Origin of the sequence: Halobacteriovorax sp., from assembly GCF_041587335.1 — a bacterium.
Lineage (GTDB): Bacteria > Bdellovibrionota > Bacteriovoracia > Bacteriovoracales > Bacteriovoracaceae > Halobacteriovorax.
The window spans coordinates 1-18,408 of record NZ_JBFGYP010000059.1 but is presented as its reverse complement, the minus strand read 5'-3'; the positions used below and the strand labels follow the sequence as shown (position 1 = coordinate 18,408).

15 protein-coding genes are annotated in these 18,408 nt (G+C 35.3%); 4 read left to right on the top strand and 11 right to left on the bottom strand.

Features of this window, described 5'->3' with window-relative positions; genetic code table 11:
• Together ABX784_RS09795 and ABX784_RS09790 are read left to right on the top strand one after the other, a co-directional pair.
• Positions 1–276, top strand: a 276-nt coding sequence (locus tag ABX784_RS09795) for a hypothetical protein (RefSeq protein WP_372654851.1), incomplete at its 5' end; no start/stop codon positions are given.
• A complete protein-coding gene (locus ABX784_RS09790) occupies positions 239–1,387 on the top strand; it encodes a metallophosphoesterase (protein ID WP_372654850.1) in 1,149 nt (382 codons plus the stop codon). The genes ABX784_RS09795 and ABX784_RS09790, both read left to right, overlap by 38 nt.
• On the opposite strand, the gene ABX784_RS09785 is transcribed toward ABX784_RS09790, so the two are convergent.
• Genes ABX784_RS09785 through ABX784_RS09765 form a run of 5 tightly spaced genes read right to left on the bottom strand, consistent with a single transcriptional unit; the run spans position 1,384 to position 6,508 of the window.
• Positions 1,384–1,893, bottom strand: a complete 510-nt coding sequence (locus ABX784_RS09785; RefSeq protein ID WP_372654849.1) for a chemotaxis protein CheX — start codon at positions 1,891–1,893, stop codon at positions 1,384–1,386. The genes ABX784_RS09790 and ABX784_RS09785 overlap by 4 nt on opposite strands.
• A 15-nt stretch (positions 1,894–1,908) precedes the next feature.
• Positions 1,909–2,412, bottom strand: coding sequence for a hypothetical protein (locus tag ABX784_RS09780; protein WP_372654848.1), 504 nt, complete (start codon positions 2,410–2,412; stop codon positions 1,909–1,911).
• Positions 2,413–2,424: 12 nt separating this feature from the next.
• Entirely contained in the window at positions 2,425–2,817 is a 393-nt protein-coding gene (locus ABX784_RS09775) for a response regulator (RefSeq protein WP_372654846.1), read from the bottom strand.
• 8 nt (positions 2,818–2,825) lie between these two features.
• Positions 2,826–3,863 (bottom strand): HD-GYP domain-containing protein, encoded by a 1,038-nt coding sequence (locus tag ABX784_RS09770; protein WP_372654845.1) that lies wholly within the window; start codon positions 3,861–3,863, stop codon positions 2,826–2,828.
• Positions 3,863–6,508, bottom strand: a complete 2,646-nt coding sequence (locus tag ABX784_RS09765; RefSeq protein ID WP_372654844.1) for a hypothetical protein — start codon at positions 6,506–6,508, stop codon at positions 3,863–3,865. The genes ABX784_RS09770 and ABX784_RS09765 overlap by 1 nt, the downstream gene beginning before the upstream one ends.
• Positions 6,509–6,824: 316 nt before the next feature.
• Between ABX784_RS09765 and ABX784_RS09760 the strand changes: the two genes are divergently transcribed.
• Together ABX784_RS09760 and ABX784_RS09755 are read left to right on the top strand one after the other, a co-directional pair.
• Positions 6,825–7,658: a flagellin gene (locus tag ABX784_RS09760; protein WP_372654843.1), complete on the top strand. Its 834-nt coding sequence runs from the start codon at positions 6,825–6,827 to the stop codon at positions 7,656–7,658.
• A gap of 119 nt (positions 7,659–7,777) precedes the next feature.
• Entirely contained in the window at positions 7,778–9,241 is a 1,464-nt protein-coding gene (locus ABX784_RS09755; RefSeq protein ID WP_372654842.1) for a sensor histidine kinase, read from the top strand.
• On the opposite strand, the gene ABX784_RS09750 is transcribed toward ABX784_RS09755, so the two are convergent.
• The 6 genes from ABX784_RS09750 to ABX784_RS09725 form a co-directional block, all read right to left on the bottom strand.
• Positions 9,238–9,654 (bottom strand): DUF523 domain-containing protein, encoded by a 417-nt coding sequence (locus ABX784_RS09750; protein WP_372654841.1) that lies wholly within the window; start codon positions 9,652–9,654, stop codon positions 9,238–9,240. The two genes, ABX784_RS09755 and ABX784_RS09750, sit on opposite strands and share 4 nt — an antisense overlap.
• A gap of 55 nt (positions 9,655–9,709) precedes the next feature.
• Positions 9,710–10,624 (bottom strand): hypothetical protein, encoded by a 915-nt coding sequence (locus ABX784_RS09745; protein ID WP_372654840.1) that lies wholly within the window; start codon positions 10,622–10,624, stop codon positions 9,710–9,712.
• Between the two features lie 116 nt (positions 10,625–10,740).
• A complete protein-coding gene (locus tag ABX784_RS09740; RefSeq protein ID WP_372654839.1) occupies positions 10,741–12,105 on the bottom strand; it encodes a S8 family serine peptidase in 1,365 nt (454 codons plus the stop codon).
• Between the two features lie 60 nt (positions 12,106–12,165).
• Positions 12,166–13,146 (bottom strand): hypothetical protein, encoded by a 981-nt coding sequence (locus tag ABX784_RS09735; RefSeq protein WP_372654838.1) that lies wholly within the window; start codon positions 13,144–13,146, stop codon positions 12,166–12,168.
• Positions 13,146–13,865: a hypothetical protein gene (locus ABX784_RS09730; RefSeq protein ID WP_372654837.1), complete on the bottom strand. Its 720-nt coding sequence runs from the start codon at positions 13,863–13,865 to the stop codon at positions 13,146–13,148. Before ABX784_RS09730 ends, ABX784_RS09735 begins: the two co-directional genes overlap by 1 nt.
• A 49-nt stretch (positions 13,866–13,914) precedes the next feature.
• Positions 13,915–18,408, bottom strand: a 4,494-nt coding sequence (locus ABX784_RS09725; protein WP_372654836.1) for a hypothetical protein, incomplete at its 5' end; no start/stop codon positions are given.

Sequence of the window (18,408 nt, the reverse complement as noted above, 5' to 3'; positions counted from 1 at the left end):
TTTACCAATAAGTTTAAAGTCTTATCTCCAGTAAAGAAGACTGAGAAAGTCAGTGTAATTATTGAAAATAAAACTCTCGTTAAGTTGATAGGTGAGGTTACTACGGACAGAGGTTCACTTAGGAAGCTGGTTACAATTAAACCTGGAAAGTATAAATCTATTGAATTAGAGTTTCAAAAAGATACTAAATACTACTTCATCCCACTATCACCTTCATTTCAAAAGGTGATACTAGACTTTGGAAAGAAAGCATATGAGATTCCTTCGAAAGAATAAAATAGATAAGTCGATACTTGTTATTTCTGACATTCACTTAGGTGCAGGAGTAATGGTAAATGGTAAAAGAAACTATCTAGAAGACTTTCATTTTGATAAAGAACTTGTCGATTTTTTGGATTTTTATTCAGCTGACGACTACTTAAATAGGGAGGTTGAGTTAATTATTAACGGTGACCTATTTGATCTTTTGGCTGTACCATTTGTTAATTTTTTCGATGATGAATTTTGGAGTGAAAAAGCAGCATTAAGTAAACTTGAAATGATCATTAATGCTCATTCAGAGGTCCTAGAGGCCTTAGATCGATTTGTTTCTCAAAAAAATAAGAAATTAGTCTATATAATTGGTAACCATGATGCAGAATTTGTTTTTGAGTCACTTAGAGAAAGATTTTATGAACTCTTTGATAAAAAAAATAGATGCAGAGTAGAAATACAATTAAATAATAATGGAGAGTATATTCCTGTTCCTGGTGTTATTTTAAAGCATGGGCATGAGTATGAATTAGCTCACCACTTTCATCCAGTTAAGTCGATAGTAGAGTCTGAGGATGGAGAGAAGTACTTTCTACCTCCGTGGGGCTCTTACTATGTGACAAGAGTAATAAATAAATTTAAAGAAGAAAGAGACCATGTAAATGCTGTGAGACCTATACGTAAGTTTATAATCAATGGTCTGATATATGATACATTTTTTACCCTTAGGTTTCTATTTGCAACAAGCTATTACTTTATAATGGTTCGCTCTATTTATCTGTTTAAGCAAGAGAGAAGCTTAAAAAAAATGTATAAGCACTGTATGAATGAATTAGAGCTTTTTAAAGATTACGATACCCTTACAATGGACTTCTTTAAAGAGAGGCCAGAAGCACAATGCTTAATTGTAGGGCATACACATGATCCAATATTTAGGTCTTTTAGTGAAGGTGGTATATTTATAAATACGGGAACATGGACTCGAATGTATAATTTAGATTTCGGGAAAAATCCTTCTGGCGAGCAGCTTTCGTTTGCACAGGTCGATGTGTTAGATTTGAAGGAAATGGAATACGATATTAATTTAAATATATGGAAGGGGAGATCTGATCTCCCCTATGAAGAGTTCTCTTAATCAGCTTGACTGTAGCAGAGTTCAATATACATTTCTCCGTGAGCGGACTTTATAGGAATTAAAATTACTGTTGTTCCTGCGGGGTATGATATCTTATGTTTTGCCCCTTCAATCATAGAAGGAATGGCCATGTTTGAAGTATAGCCTTGAGTTGCTAAATCTCTTTTAGCGTTACCCATAATCATATTACATATCTCTCCACCAACATCTGCAATTTCATCATCATATTCTGTGAATGTATCCATTAACATTGCACTCGCAACCTTGAAGTATGTATCGTATGGCCAAGATATAACAAGCATTGCCTTATATGTTTTTTTCTGTCCATCAACTTCAACATCACCATTTAAACCAAGGACAGCTGATATATCTCCTCTTGATATAGAATCAGTTTTTATTTGAGGCTTTTGTGGATCAAGCTTTGTAAAAACCATCGTTTCAAAAACATTCTTTGCTGCATCAATGAAAGGTTTTGAAAAAGTTAAAAAATTACTTTGATTACTCATATATTCATTCTCCAGTTATAACCCAAGACTACTCATCAAATCATCTATAGATGTTTGTGAAAGGTTTGCGTCAGGGTCAGCAGCGCAAGAGGCTCGCTCTATATCGTTAAATTTTTCTTTAAGCCACTTTAGCCTAGTTACAAATGCTGTCGAACTAGTTTCTTCAAAAGAAGAACTATTTCCTTCTTTTATTTGTAATATCATTTTTTTTAAGAGCTCTAATGAATCGAACATTATTGCACAAACCACTTCAAGAAGAGCTCTGTCATTAACTTGGCTTGATTTATAACCAATTGCCTTTCCGAGCTCGCAAAAAGTTGCAATCTCATCGGCACCAATTGTTTTTGCAGATCCCATGACACGATCAATAATTTGCCCGAATTGCTCGAGCTTCTCTGTTTGTGTAGGGTCGTCTTCAAACTCTTCTAGAATTTCTTCCAACTCATTGAAGAGTTGTAACGATTCATCACAGAATTCATCAACAACCTCTTTCATTGATGGGTCATTTAGTAAGCTCATGCTAGATCCTTATTAAAAAATCTTTTCTATTTTTTCTTTTAGAACTGCTGCTGAGAATGGTTTAACTATAAAGTTACTAACACCAGCTTTTACAGCTATTACAACATTACCTTGCTCTGCCTCTGCCGTAATCATTAAGAACGGTAGCTTTTTGAGTGCTTCTGTTTCTCTTACTTTTTTAAGTAAATCTAAACCACTCATTTGCGGCATATTCCAATCTGATACTATGAACTCGTATGGCTCAGGGCTATCAAGTGCTTCTTGAATCATAGGCCATGCGGTCGCGCCATCGTCAGCTTCTGTAATGTTTTTAAATCCAATTTGTTGAAGCATGTTTTTGATAATTTTTCTCATTGTTGCCATGTCATCAATAACAAGAATTTTCATATCACTTTTAAGTGCCATTTTATCTCCTAAGCAGATTCTTCTATTTCAGAATCTGTATTTAATATGTAAATTAAACTTTCGTATATTTTATCTCCAAACTCGAACTCTAGTCCAGCTGAGAAGGTCTTATTTTTCAAGTTTCTTATAATTGTTTTCATATCTGTCTTCGTTCCAGTTACTTTTCCTTCTGAGTACTCAAATATATGAGATACTGCTCCAAGTATTAATGAAAGTTGATCAATATGTTCACCTTTCTTATACATTGGGAACCCAGAACCATCATTTCTTTCATGATGTTGAAATATTATGTTCATACACCTATTGCTAAGATCTACCTCACTTTTGTTGAGTAAGTGATGTGATAGGTTAGGGTGTTTCCTATATTCTTTCTTCTCAGTTTTATTATACTCTATTTGTGGCTTATGACCTAAATTGTAATCAAGTTGGGTCATTCCTATATGACTAAAGAAGGCTGCACAAATCAGATCTCCTAAAGTCTCTTCATCTTTCATATCGCAATTTTTAGCAAGGTAGTAAGACACAGCAACAATTCTATTAACAAAACTATCTTCTATTAAAAGTGTTTCACTTAGATATATTGCTAGACTGACAGTGTGGGATACCCTAACACTAAAAGTTTCCGTCTCCATTCTTACTCTTTCAATCATGCTTGAGTAATCATCGTTCTTAACAGCGTTAAGAAACTCTTCTTTAAACTTTACTTCACCGCTAATATCTACTTGCTCTTTTAGGTCTTGAATTTTTTGAATTCTTTTCTCTTCTAGATGGTGAACAACCTCTTGGAGTCCTTCGACATCTTCTTCCCTTAAGCTATGAGTAGTTAGAAATATTTGCTTTTGTTTCTTATCGACTGCCAGTTTTCCACCTTTACTTAATATAAACTCAAGAAAATCGAGCTTATCTGTAATAAGTGGACTGTTTGCTTTTAAGAAAGGGCTAATACTTCCATTATTAGAATTGTAAACAAATAGGTGATAGGGGAAAATTTTTTTATTACCTAAAATTTCTTGTGAAATAAAAAAGTAATTGTTTAGTACACTCATTATGATGCTTTCCTTCCAAATAGCTTTCCAAAGAAGGATTTTACAGGATTCTTTTTTTCCATCTTTTTGTTTTCAGATCCAAGGTATTCTCCTGTATTCATGTCTTTTCTAAAATTTGAAATTATAAACCCTCTTAAAGACTCTAGTGTTACTTCAAGCTCTTTACATCTGTTTTCATCAAAGTTTGAATTGAACCAAGTTACAGTAAACCCCATAAGGCTTGTTCCCTCGTAAAAAGGATATATGAATTGAATGGATGGGCTCTGAAATGTTGGATCACTCCATGTTGGAAGCTTTGTATCTTTCCAAGAGCTAAGATTATTTGATTTTAGTTCTTTCCACTCAGGATTCTTTTCCTCTTTTTCAATTTCACTTAGTAAATCAAGAGATTTACTAGCTTCTATGCATTGACCTTTCTTTTCATCATAAAAGAATAATACGGCCTCACCATTGAAGTTTTGCTGAATTATTTTAAAGACATATTTAAATGTGTATTCCTCAGCAGAATCATCGGAGTTATAAAAGTTTAATACTCGTACCACGTGTTCGAGCCCTTTTGAGTCTGGCACAAAGATCTCATCCAATGAATTTTCTTCATCATTATTTTCTTCCTCTTCAATAATTTCTTCTGAAGATTCTTCGTCATCTCTGTAATAAGTGGGGGAGGATCGTTTTTTTCCAGATTCTCCTCCGTAGTACTTTGGGCCAGTCTTTTTTAGTTTATTTCCTTCTCGCTCAATTGTGATTCCACCAAATTCATCTTTCAGCTTTCGATAATCAATAGTTTGTTCTCCAAGGTCTACTTTGTCACCGTAGCTCATAGAGTCTTCTTCTCTTCTTGAGGATTCTTCATCGCCATTTTTTTTATCAGATTTAGAAAAACTCCAATCATCATCTAGATGACTTACGCTTGATTCACTACTATAGTGAGTTTGGATTTTCTCAACCTTGCTGTTTGCTTTTAGTTTCTCTTTTGTAAGGTCGTCTACTTCACCTTCGTGAGCTTTATTCTTTTTTTCATCTTCTTCTTGTTGTTTCTCTCGTCTTTTTCTTATTTCATCATCTTCAATCTCTTTATTAGATTTTGTTTTGTACCCATCTTTAGATTCTTCATCTTCTTTCTCTTTCTTCTCTAAAGAGTCTTCTATATCTAGAGTGTGATCTTGTTTTCTTTTTAAGAAATCTTTATCTATTTCATTGGAATCTTCTTCATCTAATTGATCTTCTTCTTTATCCTTGTCGATGAAATTTATTTCTTCCTCATTCTTATAGTCTTTTTCGTCTTCTTCATCTGAATTGATCTCTTCTTTGTCTTTCTTGTGATCTTCATCGAATAAGTTATCTGATTCTTTTTTTAAGTCTCTATTTTCTTCATCGTTATCTTCTTCGTCTAGGCGAGCTTTCCCACCTCTTAGGTATTTATCTATTTTATCTGTAGAGCCTTCACCTTTTTCATCTTCATTTTCTAAATGCTCTACCTGTCCTTCTGGGGTAGAGCTTTTGTCATTTTCTTCAAGGTTATTTTCTCTTCTCTCTCTTAATTCTTTTTCATTATCATTTTCTTCTTTTTCTTGTTTTATATCGTTGTCTTCAATATCTAATTCTATAGTTTCTTTTTTTCTTCTCTTTTCTAATTCTTCTTCACTCTCTTCTTTTTCTAGGTAATCAGGATTATCTTCCTCAATTCCTATATCTTTACTTTCTTTTCTTTTATAAAGGTCATTATCTTCTTCGACTTCGTTATTTTTCTTTATTTTTCCTTTATAGTAAGTAGAGTTCTCTTCAGCCTCTTTTTGTAGTTGCTTTGTTTTTTCTTCGATATCTAAGAATGTATCCTTTGTACGGGTAGGTTCTTCATCCTCTTCTTCTTGGATTTCTTTTTCTAATTTACCTTTTAGGTGAGACTCTATAATTTCATCTTTATATTTATTTTTTTCTTTCTCTTCTTCTAACTGAATATCTTTCTTTTCTTCTTTACCGCGTAAAAAACCATCAATAGATTCTTCATTTTGATGATCTCTCTCTTTGGAGATATCTTCCTCTTCATAAGAACTTTCTTTTTTTTCTACTTTTCCTTGCCAGTTTGATTCAATTTCTTCTTCGTGATAGTTGTTCTTTTTCTTTTTCTCTATTGCTTCTTCTATCTCTAGTGAATTTTTTGTTCCTTTTTTAGTAAGGTAGTCGAGTCCATCTTCATCATTTTTATTGTTACTTTTCTTAGAGGACTTATACATAGAGTCTTCATTTTCTTCAGAAGTTCCTCCTGTAGATTTAACACCCGCTTCTTCATCATTCTCTAGCTGTTCATTTACAATTGATTTTAATTGTAGCTTTACTTTGTATAGTAGTGTTTTTGCAGCTACAGGTTCTTGAATAAACTCAGTTAGTCCAATCTTAGAAAATTTATCCAGTGTTTTTCTCGGAATACCTTTTTCACTTATAAGAAGTACTTTTGAATTCAGCTTTGCATTTACCTTCCTAAGGGCCTTCAGAGACATTGCACATTTTTTAGGTGTTCCGTATATTGATAAAGATTGTCCAACTGTTGGAACTAATTGAGAAATTTCAGAGAGGTCATCAACCTCATAAACCTCAACTCCCTCTGCTTCAGATATTTCTTCGACAGCTTCTTTAAGCTTTTTCATTGTCTCTGAAAGGGGATATATAAAAATTAATGGTTTCGAACTCATAGTACTTTATCGTCATTTCATCTTCTAAAGTTTATGGACTTTCTCCTTATATAGTGAAAAAAATTAGAGACTTAGATAGCTTTTTTGTCGGGTATTATTTTTAATAATATTTAAAAAAAGTCTTAAGTATATTCAAGCCCGTCCGAATAGTTTTATGAAACAAAGGTCACAACGACTGTTTCATTAAAATTCATCTATAGCAGTATGCTTATTGATCCTCACGGTATGGTGATCAAGTCTTAGAAAGGACGGACTAACAAGGAGGAATCATATGGGTTTGCGTATTGCGACTAACACAACATCACTATCTGCTCAAAGAACTTTGGGTAACAACAACACTGAACAAGCTAAAACTTTAAACAAATTATCTTCTGGTACAAGAATTGTACGTTCAGCAGATGATGCTGCAGGTTTAGCAATTTCAGAGAAAATGAAAGCTCAGATTAAATCAACTAATCAAGCTGAAAGAAATGCTAACGATGGTATCTCAATGATTCAAACTGCAGAAGGCGGTTTATCAGAAATTGGTAACATCTTAACAAGAATGAGAGAACTTTCAATTCAATCTGCTTCTGATACTGTAGGGGATTCTGAAAGAAAGTTTACAGATTTAGAATATCAAAACTTAAAGCAAGAGATGGAGCGTATTTCTCAAGTGACAGAGTTTAACGGTAAGAAGCTGTTAAATGGAGCTGGAGATAAGTATGACTTCCAAATCGGTATAAATAACGATGAATTCCAGGATAGAATCTCATTTGATACTCAAACTCTTAATTCTTCTATCTCAAATATGGGAGTTGATGGATTAAGCGTATCTTCTAAAGAAGATGCTCAAGTTGGGCTAGAGTCATTAGATTCTGCAATTCAAATGGTTTCAGGACAAAGAGCAGAGCTAGGTGCAAAGCAGAACAGATTAAGTTCTACGATTAATAACCTACAAGTAACTTCTGAGAACTTAAATGCTGCAAACTCTCGTATCAGAGATACTGACTTTGCTGCAGAGACTGCTAAGAATACTAAACTTAATATTCTTACTAATGCTGGTACTTCGGTTCTTGCACAGTCTAACTCTCAAGGACAAGCAGCCCTTAAGCTTATCGGTTAATTGAAAGTTTAAAAATTATACTGCATAATGGGGGCCTCACGAATGTGAGGCCTTTTTTTATATACTCTCACTTTTATATATGTAGTAGACCTTTTAAATTTTTAAGAACAGACTAAGTTATGAACAATAATACAAGAAATAGTTTCAATCGTTTTGTATCTCTTAGACGTAAGTTAATGATTGCAATATTGCTAGTCTCATCTTTCATCACGCTTATTACTACAGCTTTTCAATACTATATAGAATATAAGAGAGATATTAACTATGTACTACAAACTCTTACTCATATTGGTAGCTCAAGCTCAAATTCTTTATCGAGATCTCTATGGAATCTAGATAGTCTTCAGATTCAAGTACAATTAGACTCAATTCTTACACTTCGAGACTTTGTTGGAGTGGCCATCTACGATCAAGATGGAAGGGTTTATTATCAAAATAGTAAGCCTGGCTTCCAAGATATCGAGAAATTTTCTACAAAGTTTCCTTTAGGCATAGTAGATGAGGGGACTGAGTATAATTTAGGAAACCTAGTTATTTGGGCAACAAATGTGCATATCAATGAAAACCTAATTTCTAGACTTATTTATTTTTTCTTTGCTCAATTAGTAAAAACCTTAATGATCATACTCACAATGCTTTATTTATTTCGAATCTTTATTACAAAGCACTTAGACTACATCGTGAAATTTCTAAAAGATGTTGACTTGAATTCTGAAAGTATTGAAAAACTAGTTTTAAAAAAGAGAAGTCGAAATATTGATGAACTTGATTATGTAAAAGACTCTATTAATAATATGCTTGATAGAGTTGAAAAGGCGAATACAGAAACTAATGAAAAGATTCAGAGGCAAGAGCGAGAAATACAACTTCAGAAAGCCGCGTCAATAAACTCTGCACGCCTTGCAAGCTTAGGTGAAATGGCCGCTAATATTGCACATGAGGTTAATAACCCACTGACTGTTTTATCATTTAGTGGGAAGAAAATTGAGAACTTATTAAAAGATAATGATCTAAATATTGAGAGGTTGCAGCACTTTACAAGTATGATTAATAGAACAGTTGATAGAATGACGAAAACCATAACTTCTTTAAAAAGACTTTCAAGAGATCCCTCTGAAGAGACTTTTGAGGACGTTGTCATTCACTCTATGTTAGAGCGTGTATTAGATCTTTGCCAAATGTCTTTAAATGAAAAAGGGATTGATGTATCTACTGAGTTTATAGGTGTTGATTCAAGTACAAGTGTTAGGTGCCAAGAAGTTAAAATTACACAAGTTATAATTAACCTCCTTAATAACGCCTCCGATGAAATTAAAGCAATGAGTAAACCGTGGATTAAGATCATAGTCACAAAAGATGAAGAACGAATTTCTATATCTGTTGTTGACTGTGGGAAAGGCATACCGAAAGAAGTTCAAGAGCGTATGTTTGAGCCTTTTTACACAACTAAAGATATTGGCGAGGGGACCGGATTAGGTCTTAGTATTTCTATTTCGACTGCGATTGAGCACAAGGGGAGCTTATATATTGATAATTCATGGCCAAATACGAGAATTACACTAGAGTTTCCAACAAACCTTTAATCTACTGGGGTTACTTTTATAGAGGACTCTTTTAATAGTTTAGTGAATATACCGTCATCTTCTTTCATTTTTCCACTAAAGGTACCATCGTATACTAAACCAGCTCCACACATTGGGGATTTACTCTTAAGAAGGGCTTCTGTTGCCCCTGTAAGTTGAGCAATTAGTAAGGCCTCAGCAGCTCCCTTATTATACTCGAATGTGACATCTCGACCACTTACAGTGAGTACCTTTTCTTCTACACCCTCTGCGGGCTCTCTTGGGGTACTTAGACCTCCCAACTGCTCTGGGCATACTGGGATTGCCTCTCCGCGCTTAACCATCTCTACAATGTCATTACGCTTCTTATTGTCCCCATCATACCGGCAGTTTAGCCCGGCAAGACAAGCGCTTACGATTACTTTCTTTGTCATGTTTGAATTATAGCATATAGATGAAAAAAGGCCCTTATTAGGGCCTTGGATTGAATTATTTACTCTGTAGGTAGCTCTCTACCCAAGGTACTTCAAGTCTTTTGATGACTTCCTTATCAAAGCTCTGCTTTTGAGCGAATGAAGCTATCCCTCTAGATTTAGTCTTTTGGTGTTTCTTGATAGAGTTTGTTAATGCCATATTTGAAAAGAGAGTTGTTTTAAATAATGTTTGAAGACCACTCTTATCGGCCGAGATCTTATTTCTACTCTTAATATGGGTCATTAGGTTTTCGTAAATATAGTAGTTTGAACTTGAACCTGTATCACATAGTTCACTTAGTTCACTATATGTCTTTGATAGGTGAACATTAATAGACTGTTCTATAAGTTCTTTTGTTTCTTTAGCACTGAGATTATCTTTGAGAGCAACATCAATTACTCTAGGCCTAGTACTACTTTTTGCTACTGGTAAATAAAACTCTGGATAACTGGCCATAAAGTTTGAATTACTCATCATCTTCATATCATTGAAAGGTAACTTATATTCCTTGGTGGTAGACCTCATCGGTGTACTTTCATTATGTGAAAGGTAGCTTGTATGAAAGCTAGGGCAGTGGTTAAGCTCAAGTCCAACAGTGTCGGAAGACGCAAGTGGCATGATCTCTTTGTACTGAGAGTAGAGAGTTAAAAAGTATAGGCGTTTATTATTATACTGATTTAACCCATCATCTCTGTCTGAGGTATCAGATACAGATGCAGGGCCTCTACTTCTTTTTGTTTTATATGAGAACTTTTCATTAATTTGAACTTCTGGAACAATATTAGTGTTCATACTACGAGCTTCGTACCTACTTATCTTCTCTTCAAATGATTCAGGCTTTTTATAAGTATAGCCTGTTGAACACGAAGAAATTACTAGAGAACTTAATCCTAGTGCAACTACTGTTTTAAAATTAGATTTACTCAGCATGGAAAATCACTCCTTAATAAAGATATTCCTATTTATCTTATCGGGAGATTTTTATGAAATTTGAATAATTTAATCTTAATAATTAAATGTCTGAATATGATGAATAAATTTCCGATTTAATTAGTTGGTAATTCTATTAGTAATGCATGATCACTATGTTTATTGGCAGTAATCTCTTTTGTCGGGTACTTCTTTAGAGATTTATTTATAGCTTTATTTATAGAGTATTTTTTTAAATACCTAATTGCTTGGTAAACTCTCTCTGGAAAAATAATACCTTCTGATACTGACTTTAATTTTAGATCGTCTTTCTTAAGTGATGTCTCTAGTATAATTTTCTTTAATTGATTGATTGTAATTTTAATACCTAGTAGGTTTGCCTGTGCTAGTGCCTTTACTGCAACATTAGAAACAAATGGGGCGGCCTGACTTGTCCCATTTGTCCTCAAGTAATCTTGTCTCGGGATAGTACTTCTTATGGCCATTCCTGGTGCAAAGATATCAACAGTCTTTTTTCCATAGTTTGAGAAGTAGGCCATCTCTTTATAATCGAAAGAGGCACCAACGGATAAAATATTATTCAGTCTCACAGCACTAGGAAAGTGAATGTACTTGTCGGAGTCATTCTTTTTATTACCAGCTGAGAAGACAAAGAGTGTGTCAGGATAATTTTTAAGAATATTTGTAGTTTCTCTTATAAGCTTATTCATGAACTTCTTTGTTTCATCGAATGAGTCGGATTCACTCATCTCATGATGAAATTGCTTTTTATAATAGCTTTTCATTCTGTCTTGAATACCTTCAAAGCTTTGACCAAAAGAACCATTTACAACACTTGCCTTAGAAGAAGCATAATCAACTCCAAGTTTGAACTTATTTAATTGCCAGGCAAGAAAACTGTTCCAATAATTTTTAATGTGTCTTTTTTGTTCTTTTATATTACTAGAGCTAGTCCTTTCAAAAGATGGCGCCAGGGCCGGTCCATATTCAGCACTGCCTAAGTAGGTAATGGAGATTACCTCTATATCATTTGGATGAAGTTCTTTTGGAAGCATCTCTGTGTTTGCAGCAATTCCTGCTACGTGTGTTCCATGCATCCAAGAAACAAAATCACTTCTTCTCTTTTTTAAATCACTATCTTTTCTTAATTCATCGTATTCATCAGTCTCTACTTCTGAGATTGTTCCTAGTGACTTCTTTGCACGTAGAAAGTAATACCTCTCTATATCTTCCGTTAGATAGATCTCTCTAGTGAAGTCAAAGACTTCATTATTCATTTTTACGAAGTTCCAACCTAGGATATCGTCAATATATCCATTTTGGTCGTCATCTTTCCCATTCTTTTTTTCCACGTGATTGCGGTATATATTTTGAGTTAAGTCTTTATGTGTGTAGTCTACGCCATTATCTAGAATTGCAACGGTACTTGAGAAAGAGTTGATTGATAGAGCGGAGAGTAATATAAGTGTAAATAATTTCATTTAGAAAATATGCCAATAGGAAGGTCTTAAGTCATTTTGCGAGACGTTAAGTCATTGACTTTAGTTAGGGAAATTTTTAATTGTACAGACAATAGGGAAGTGATCAGATGGTAGTTGATATCTTTCATAAAGAGAGGTAGGTCTCGGATAGGGAGCACCTTCTTCGTTCTTATAGTTATAAAGGCCACTATGTTTGGCATCAATCTTTTTGTGAAGCATTTTTGGGACAAAAATATAGTCGAGTTGATGACCTTGATCTTTACCTTGTTTATCAAAAATGTGAATACTAACTCTAGCTTCCTTTGGCTCATTGATTACTTCAAGAACATCTTCAAGGTCTGTGGATTCATATATTTTTTGAAACTCTGGATCTGTTTCTTCTCTACAAGCTTTTCCGTTAAAGTCTCCTAAAAGTAAGATAGGGACCTTTTGGTGGTAGCGCTTATTTAGTACATTGTAGGTTTCTACTAGCTGTTTAAACTCTGCGGCCCTACGTAGTCTTCCTCCAAAATCGATTCCCTCTTTGTCGAGCTGACTCTTTAGATGAACTCCTAGCAGTATAAGAAAAGGCTTTTCACTACCTTCTTTAAATACTCTAAGCTCTGCTATATCTCTAGAAGGAAGGTGAGAGGGGTAAACACGCTTCTTTCCCATACTCATTTGATAGTGATTTTCTTTTTCTTCGTGAGGGTAGTTAAAATTGAGTGGTCGCCTCTTATGAGTAAGATGCTTAAAAGTATATTCACTTCCTTTTTTTATTAGGTAAGCAAGCTCAATTCCTCTTTCAGAGTTTCCAGGCATAAGTGAGTAGAGATAATTATTATCCAAGTAAACTTCAACTAGGTTTTTTAAAGAGTCTTCTCCACCAACTTCACAAAGAAAGATGATATCGCTATCAATGTCTTTGATGGCCTTTGCAAGTCTTTCAACTTTGTCTTTTGATTTCTCGTATTTATATAAAATATATGAATCTTCTTCACTATATGGAGGAAGGAAAAGGTTTTCAACATTGAATGCACAGATAGAGAATTTATTTTTCATTAGTCACAACTCCAGCCAAAAGCTAGTGTTTCATACTTTTTCTTTTTCTTATTCCATATAATCTTACAATAACTACCTTGGTAGAGATGTTTTATACTCGTTAGGTTGAGAAGCTCATTAGTTATTTCGTCAGTGCAGCGAACTTCACTTGGATAGTTCTGAACTTTTGGAACATTTTCAATAGAGACTTCTCCATTTACTTTTAATCTTAAGCCGTAATAGAAGCCTTCTGTTTCTTTTATATAAATAAGATCATCTCCATCTATTAGGATAGGGGCGTCGCCTCGTAAGACACTTCTTATTCTATTAGATTTTCTCGCTGTCATAATAACATTTGGAACGAGTAGGTCTTTTTCTTTCTTTAGAGAGTTTAAGTTTTTAGAAAATACTTCAATTAACTTTATAGATTCCAGCTTTTCATTATTATGACCCTTGCATGAGGAGTCCCATAAGATGAGGTCTTCATTCTTTTCTGCAGAGCTTCTACCCCAAACTGGAATTAGAGCTCCATAAGAGGAAGTAAATGATCGCATTCGCTTAATTTTATTGGGAGTATTTGATTTGGCAATTCCTGTCCACTGGTGCCTAATTAGGCCAATCTTTTTAGAACAGTTTGAGTTAGTAGGACACCCTAGGTTCTCATGTTCTGCCATATACGGCAGAAACTTTACCTCTGACGCAAATATAGTTGTAAAAAGTAGGGCCATGATTTTAAACATAGAGTAATTTTAACGGCGCTTAAAGGGAGCGTCTACATTAAAAAATTGATTATTTACAATAAGTATGATGATTCCAGCGGTATCCTTCAAGAAATCTTACAAAACCTGTATCATTTGCATCGTCATAATCGAGGTTAGAGTCATTTATAGACCACATCTTACTGTCCTCTAGAGATCCATTTTGAAAGTAGTTACCAGTGTTAGGTTCTGCGTAGAAGTATCCAAATGCTGCTCCACCTCTTATTTCTCCTGATCCACAATATGCTGCACCAAGTGATCTGATTTTAGAGTAGGCAGTAGAGTTTAGTTTTATCTCTCCAGTCTCAGGTACAAAGTCAGAATCTTCAAGACCGCCACCAGGTTGATCTTCTCCCATTCCATCTCCAGATACAAACTTGTTAAAGTAGACATTGAGGTTAGTTCCTGAAGGTAGCTTACATGTTCTTGCTGAGTCATCATCTGAGTCAGGTGCGTAACCACTACAGCATTGACCTGCATCTGTCGTTTCTTCCCCTAGGTTGAGACAACACATGAACTCATTATCTGACCATACTTGTGTTTGAATTATACCGTCAGCATTAACAACTCTATCATTAGGGTTTGCTTCAGTATCTAGTACAGATGTATCGTAGATTTGAGATATGCTTCTTCCATTATCATTTGAAGCATTATAATCAAACGAATTTGCGTCAAAGGCAGCTCTAGTTGTTTGGCTATATATTCCACCTACGAGTTGACTCTTGTCAGAATTACAATAAACGGGCTCATAAACAACTTGTGGAATCCCAAGTAACTCTAGTCTTGCTAACTTTGTAAGGTAATAGAGGTCATTTCCTGGCTCCATAGGGTAAGTCGAAGCGAGTTGAGTATTTTGATTCATAAATTCGATTTCAAGACCTGCGTAGTCAAAGTTGTTATCGTCTGTAGCGTCGTCTGGTCCACCTGCTTGTTCCGGTGAAATTCTAACATCTAGAACTACCTTTCCATCTACTTCTCTGAGACAGTAAGTGTTCTCGGCCTGAGCAGCTCCATCACAAGTTATTGGTGCTTTTGGTGTTAGAGATAGAGTAGTAGATGAAGAACCATCTTTAATTCTAGTAACACGTACATCTTGAATTAATCCTAGACTCGTATCATTAAGAACAGAAATATATGTAGGGATAACCACTCTAATCGCTAGGTGAAAGTCACTATTATGAAAATAGTTATATGGGCCTTCACTAGATAGGTTTTCAGCATGTCTAAGTGGAGTAGGCATATAAGGAATATCTGTGCTTAACCCATTAACTTGTAGAAGAGTCCCACTACTAGGGTTTTCATCAGGGAGAGTACTTAGAACTAAGTTTGCAACAGATATTGCTGTTGGTGCAGTGACTTCAAACTCATTTGATTTAACAATTGGGTTTTGAATACAACCGCCATTATCTGCAGGTGATTGGCATAGTTTTGAGAAGTCACCATAGTAGTTTTCACTGTTAACTCCGAGGTCTCCCTCAGGGTCGCTAGTAAATTGAAGTTTAGATTGAGTATTCAAGCAACCAAAGTCATTTGGATTGATATTTAGTCTACTTGAGTTAGACCAATCATTTGTTCCATCTGCAAATTTTCTTACCCATCCACGTCCACAACATGTTCTTTGGGCAGTGTCGTTAATTGTTTTCCACTGAAATGCCTTAGGAGCAGAGTTGGCTGCAACGATAGGAGCTTGATGTAAGTCTTCTAGAGCGGTTTCTGAACTCATTGCTGTAGATATTGCTGCAGCATTATTATCTTGAGCAGTAACTATAGAGTAGCGTGAGTATCTCCCAGCTGCTGATGGTCCATTTTGTGGGTATCTCGTTACCGTTAATTCAGATCCAGCATTATTACTTGAAACATTGCTTGGGACAAGAGATGTAGGTCCTTCAGTAAACATTGTTATTGTTGCACCTGTCTCTCTACAACATCTGTTAAGAGACATATCGTATGTGTCAAAATTATCACTTGTAAAGCTTGGCTTAGGTTGAGCTTGTCCACAAACTAGTCCTTCTTGCCAAAATTTATGTTCAGCTTCAGTATTTCCAAAGTGAGTTTGATCATAGAAGAGAGCAGTCTCTGAATGAAACTTTCCTGGACCACAATCTAGATCTGTTTGACATACGGCTCCAGCTTTTCTTAAACAAGCATTTTGAACAATCCTTGGATCTACTAGAGAAGGAAGAGAGTTTATATCAGCAGCTTCTATTTCAAAAAATACTGATTGAAGACTTCCATTGATAGTGGAAACAGATTCTGCTCCACACATATTTTGCTCGTTAATATCTTCAATTTGTGGAGAGTCTACATAGTCTCCGTCTTCATCAATGACAGGGCAGGCTGCAGCTCTTAACATTCCGTTAGTAGCGCTAGAGTCACAAGAAGAAATTTGATTGATGTAATCTGTTCTTCCCTGGTTATCTTTTGTTTGCTGCATTTGTTCTTGAGTAGGCTGAGTTATATCTTTACCTGGTCTACAGACTCCAATATCTCCAAGTCGAACATCTGACTCATTGTTTGAGAAGTATGCGGCTATATTGTGTTTTATTTGAGTCTCTACTATATTTTGTGGAGCTTGAGATAGGTCGTATGAAATAGTGCCATCGGCATTTACTTTTAAATTAGACTCTAAAGATTGAGTATCATTTCCACCTAGGTAGTACTTAGGTCTTCCAAGAACATCTGCTTCTTGCCCAAATAAGATATTAGAAACAATATTTGGTGATCTTATGACTTCAGCATTGAATTCTGCTTCATCCATTTTTGCGCAATAAAAATTTGGGGCACATTGAAATAGTTTTGAAGCTGTTCCTAAGTCAGTTCTAGACGTAGAACAAAGAGAGCCTGAACCTCTATACACACATCTCTTACTTGATGAAGTAGAAGGTTGAGTTCCAAATATTATTTGGCTAAATGAAAGGGAGTCATTTTCTTCTCCAACTTTTTCATTTCCATTAAGATCAAAGCTAGGCCATTTTGATCTATGCTGACTAACATCTGCACATGCATATTCCCAGCCCAGTTTTGTAATACAGTCACTGTCGACATTACATTGGTGTGCCTCTTGGCAAGAAGCTCCATAGTTTTGACGTGCATCATCTAGAGTTAGGTTAGGGTTATAGTCGTAATCAGCTGCAGTGTCACCACCTTGATCTGTAACTACGTTCACTAGAATATCTGTCTTATCTGCAAGGTCAGCGAACGCTCCATTTATTGCTAAGTAGAGTTTAGTAGAAGTAGAAGTCACTCTTCTTCCTTTACCGATAGCGAACCAGTTTACACCATTGAAAGATCCAATTAGAGCACCCTTATTAAATCCAAACCAGTCTCTTTGATAACCATTTGCATAGAGAGCGGCTTGAGTAGTGAGTCTATTCATTCTTTGTGTTGTTAAATTAGTATTCGGGTTATGGCTAAATGGGATCATTGTTGGTGGAAGCCAACATGCTCTACCAAAGATTGTATCTTCATAGTTTCCAGAGTTTGTATTATTGCTATAGCTATCTCTTGAAGTCGTATGTCCAACTGATTGAAGTCCTGTTCCGTAGTATGAAGATGGATGAGACTTAAATGTTGAAAACCACGAGTCATCAGCACACTGAGGACATGGAGTGTAGTAACCACTATTTACTGAAATAACGTAGACCTGGTCAAATTCAACATCTAGCTGTGTTGCTGGCATTGCTCCAGTCAATTGTGCATTCATTGGACCTAGTATCGCATTCATACTGAACTGAGTTGGGTTAGGGTCTGTCTTACTTGAAGTATCTGTATAGGCAAATGCCTGCCCTTCTTGAATTGTGGAAGTACTGCTTATCTCCGTAAGATCATCCCAAAGTTTTCCTGTAGTATCAAAAAATCTATGTGGAACACTTCTAACTGATACAGGCTCATTTAAGTATTGCACAGGAGTAGGGTCACTTGGAGCTGCAGGAACCTTACATATTATTTCTATTATTTCATCGTTATCATCTAGCTCTGCTTGAAGTCCGAAGTCAGGACATTTTGTATCTCTATCTTCTTCTGTCGCTTCACAACCACACTGATCCCATACATCATACTTTATTGTAGTGTAAGCAGCTTCATCATAAGTAGGTTCACAAGCTGAGTAATCTGCACCACCTTCATTCTCCGCTCCAGTAAGACAGTTATACTGTTTTAGTAAGGCTTGAAATCTATCATCGGCACCGGCATCTGGGTCTGTAATAACAGGATCAGATGGAGTAGGTCTTACAATATTTGGACAGATAAAGTAAATATTTGGCCACTTTAAAAAATTAAGAGAATCAACTTCTACCTCTGCTTTTGCCTGTAAGTACTCTGTACTTGAGATATCTACATTTGGCTTTATTGCAGCATCATTTACACATTGGCCATCAAGACAACAGTCGAGACCTTCAGCAGCACATTGTGAGTTACTACAGCTGCTCACTGGATCTGTTGTTGTATTAGCAGGATTTATTCTAAGGTTTGTTGTTGCAAGTCCTGAGAATGCAGATTCAATTCTTGTGCTATCACTAATTGCAAG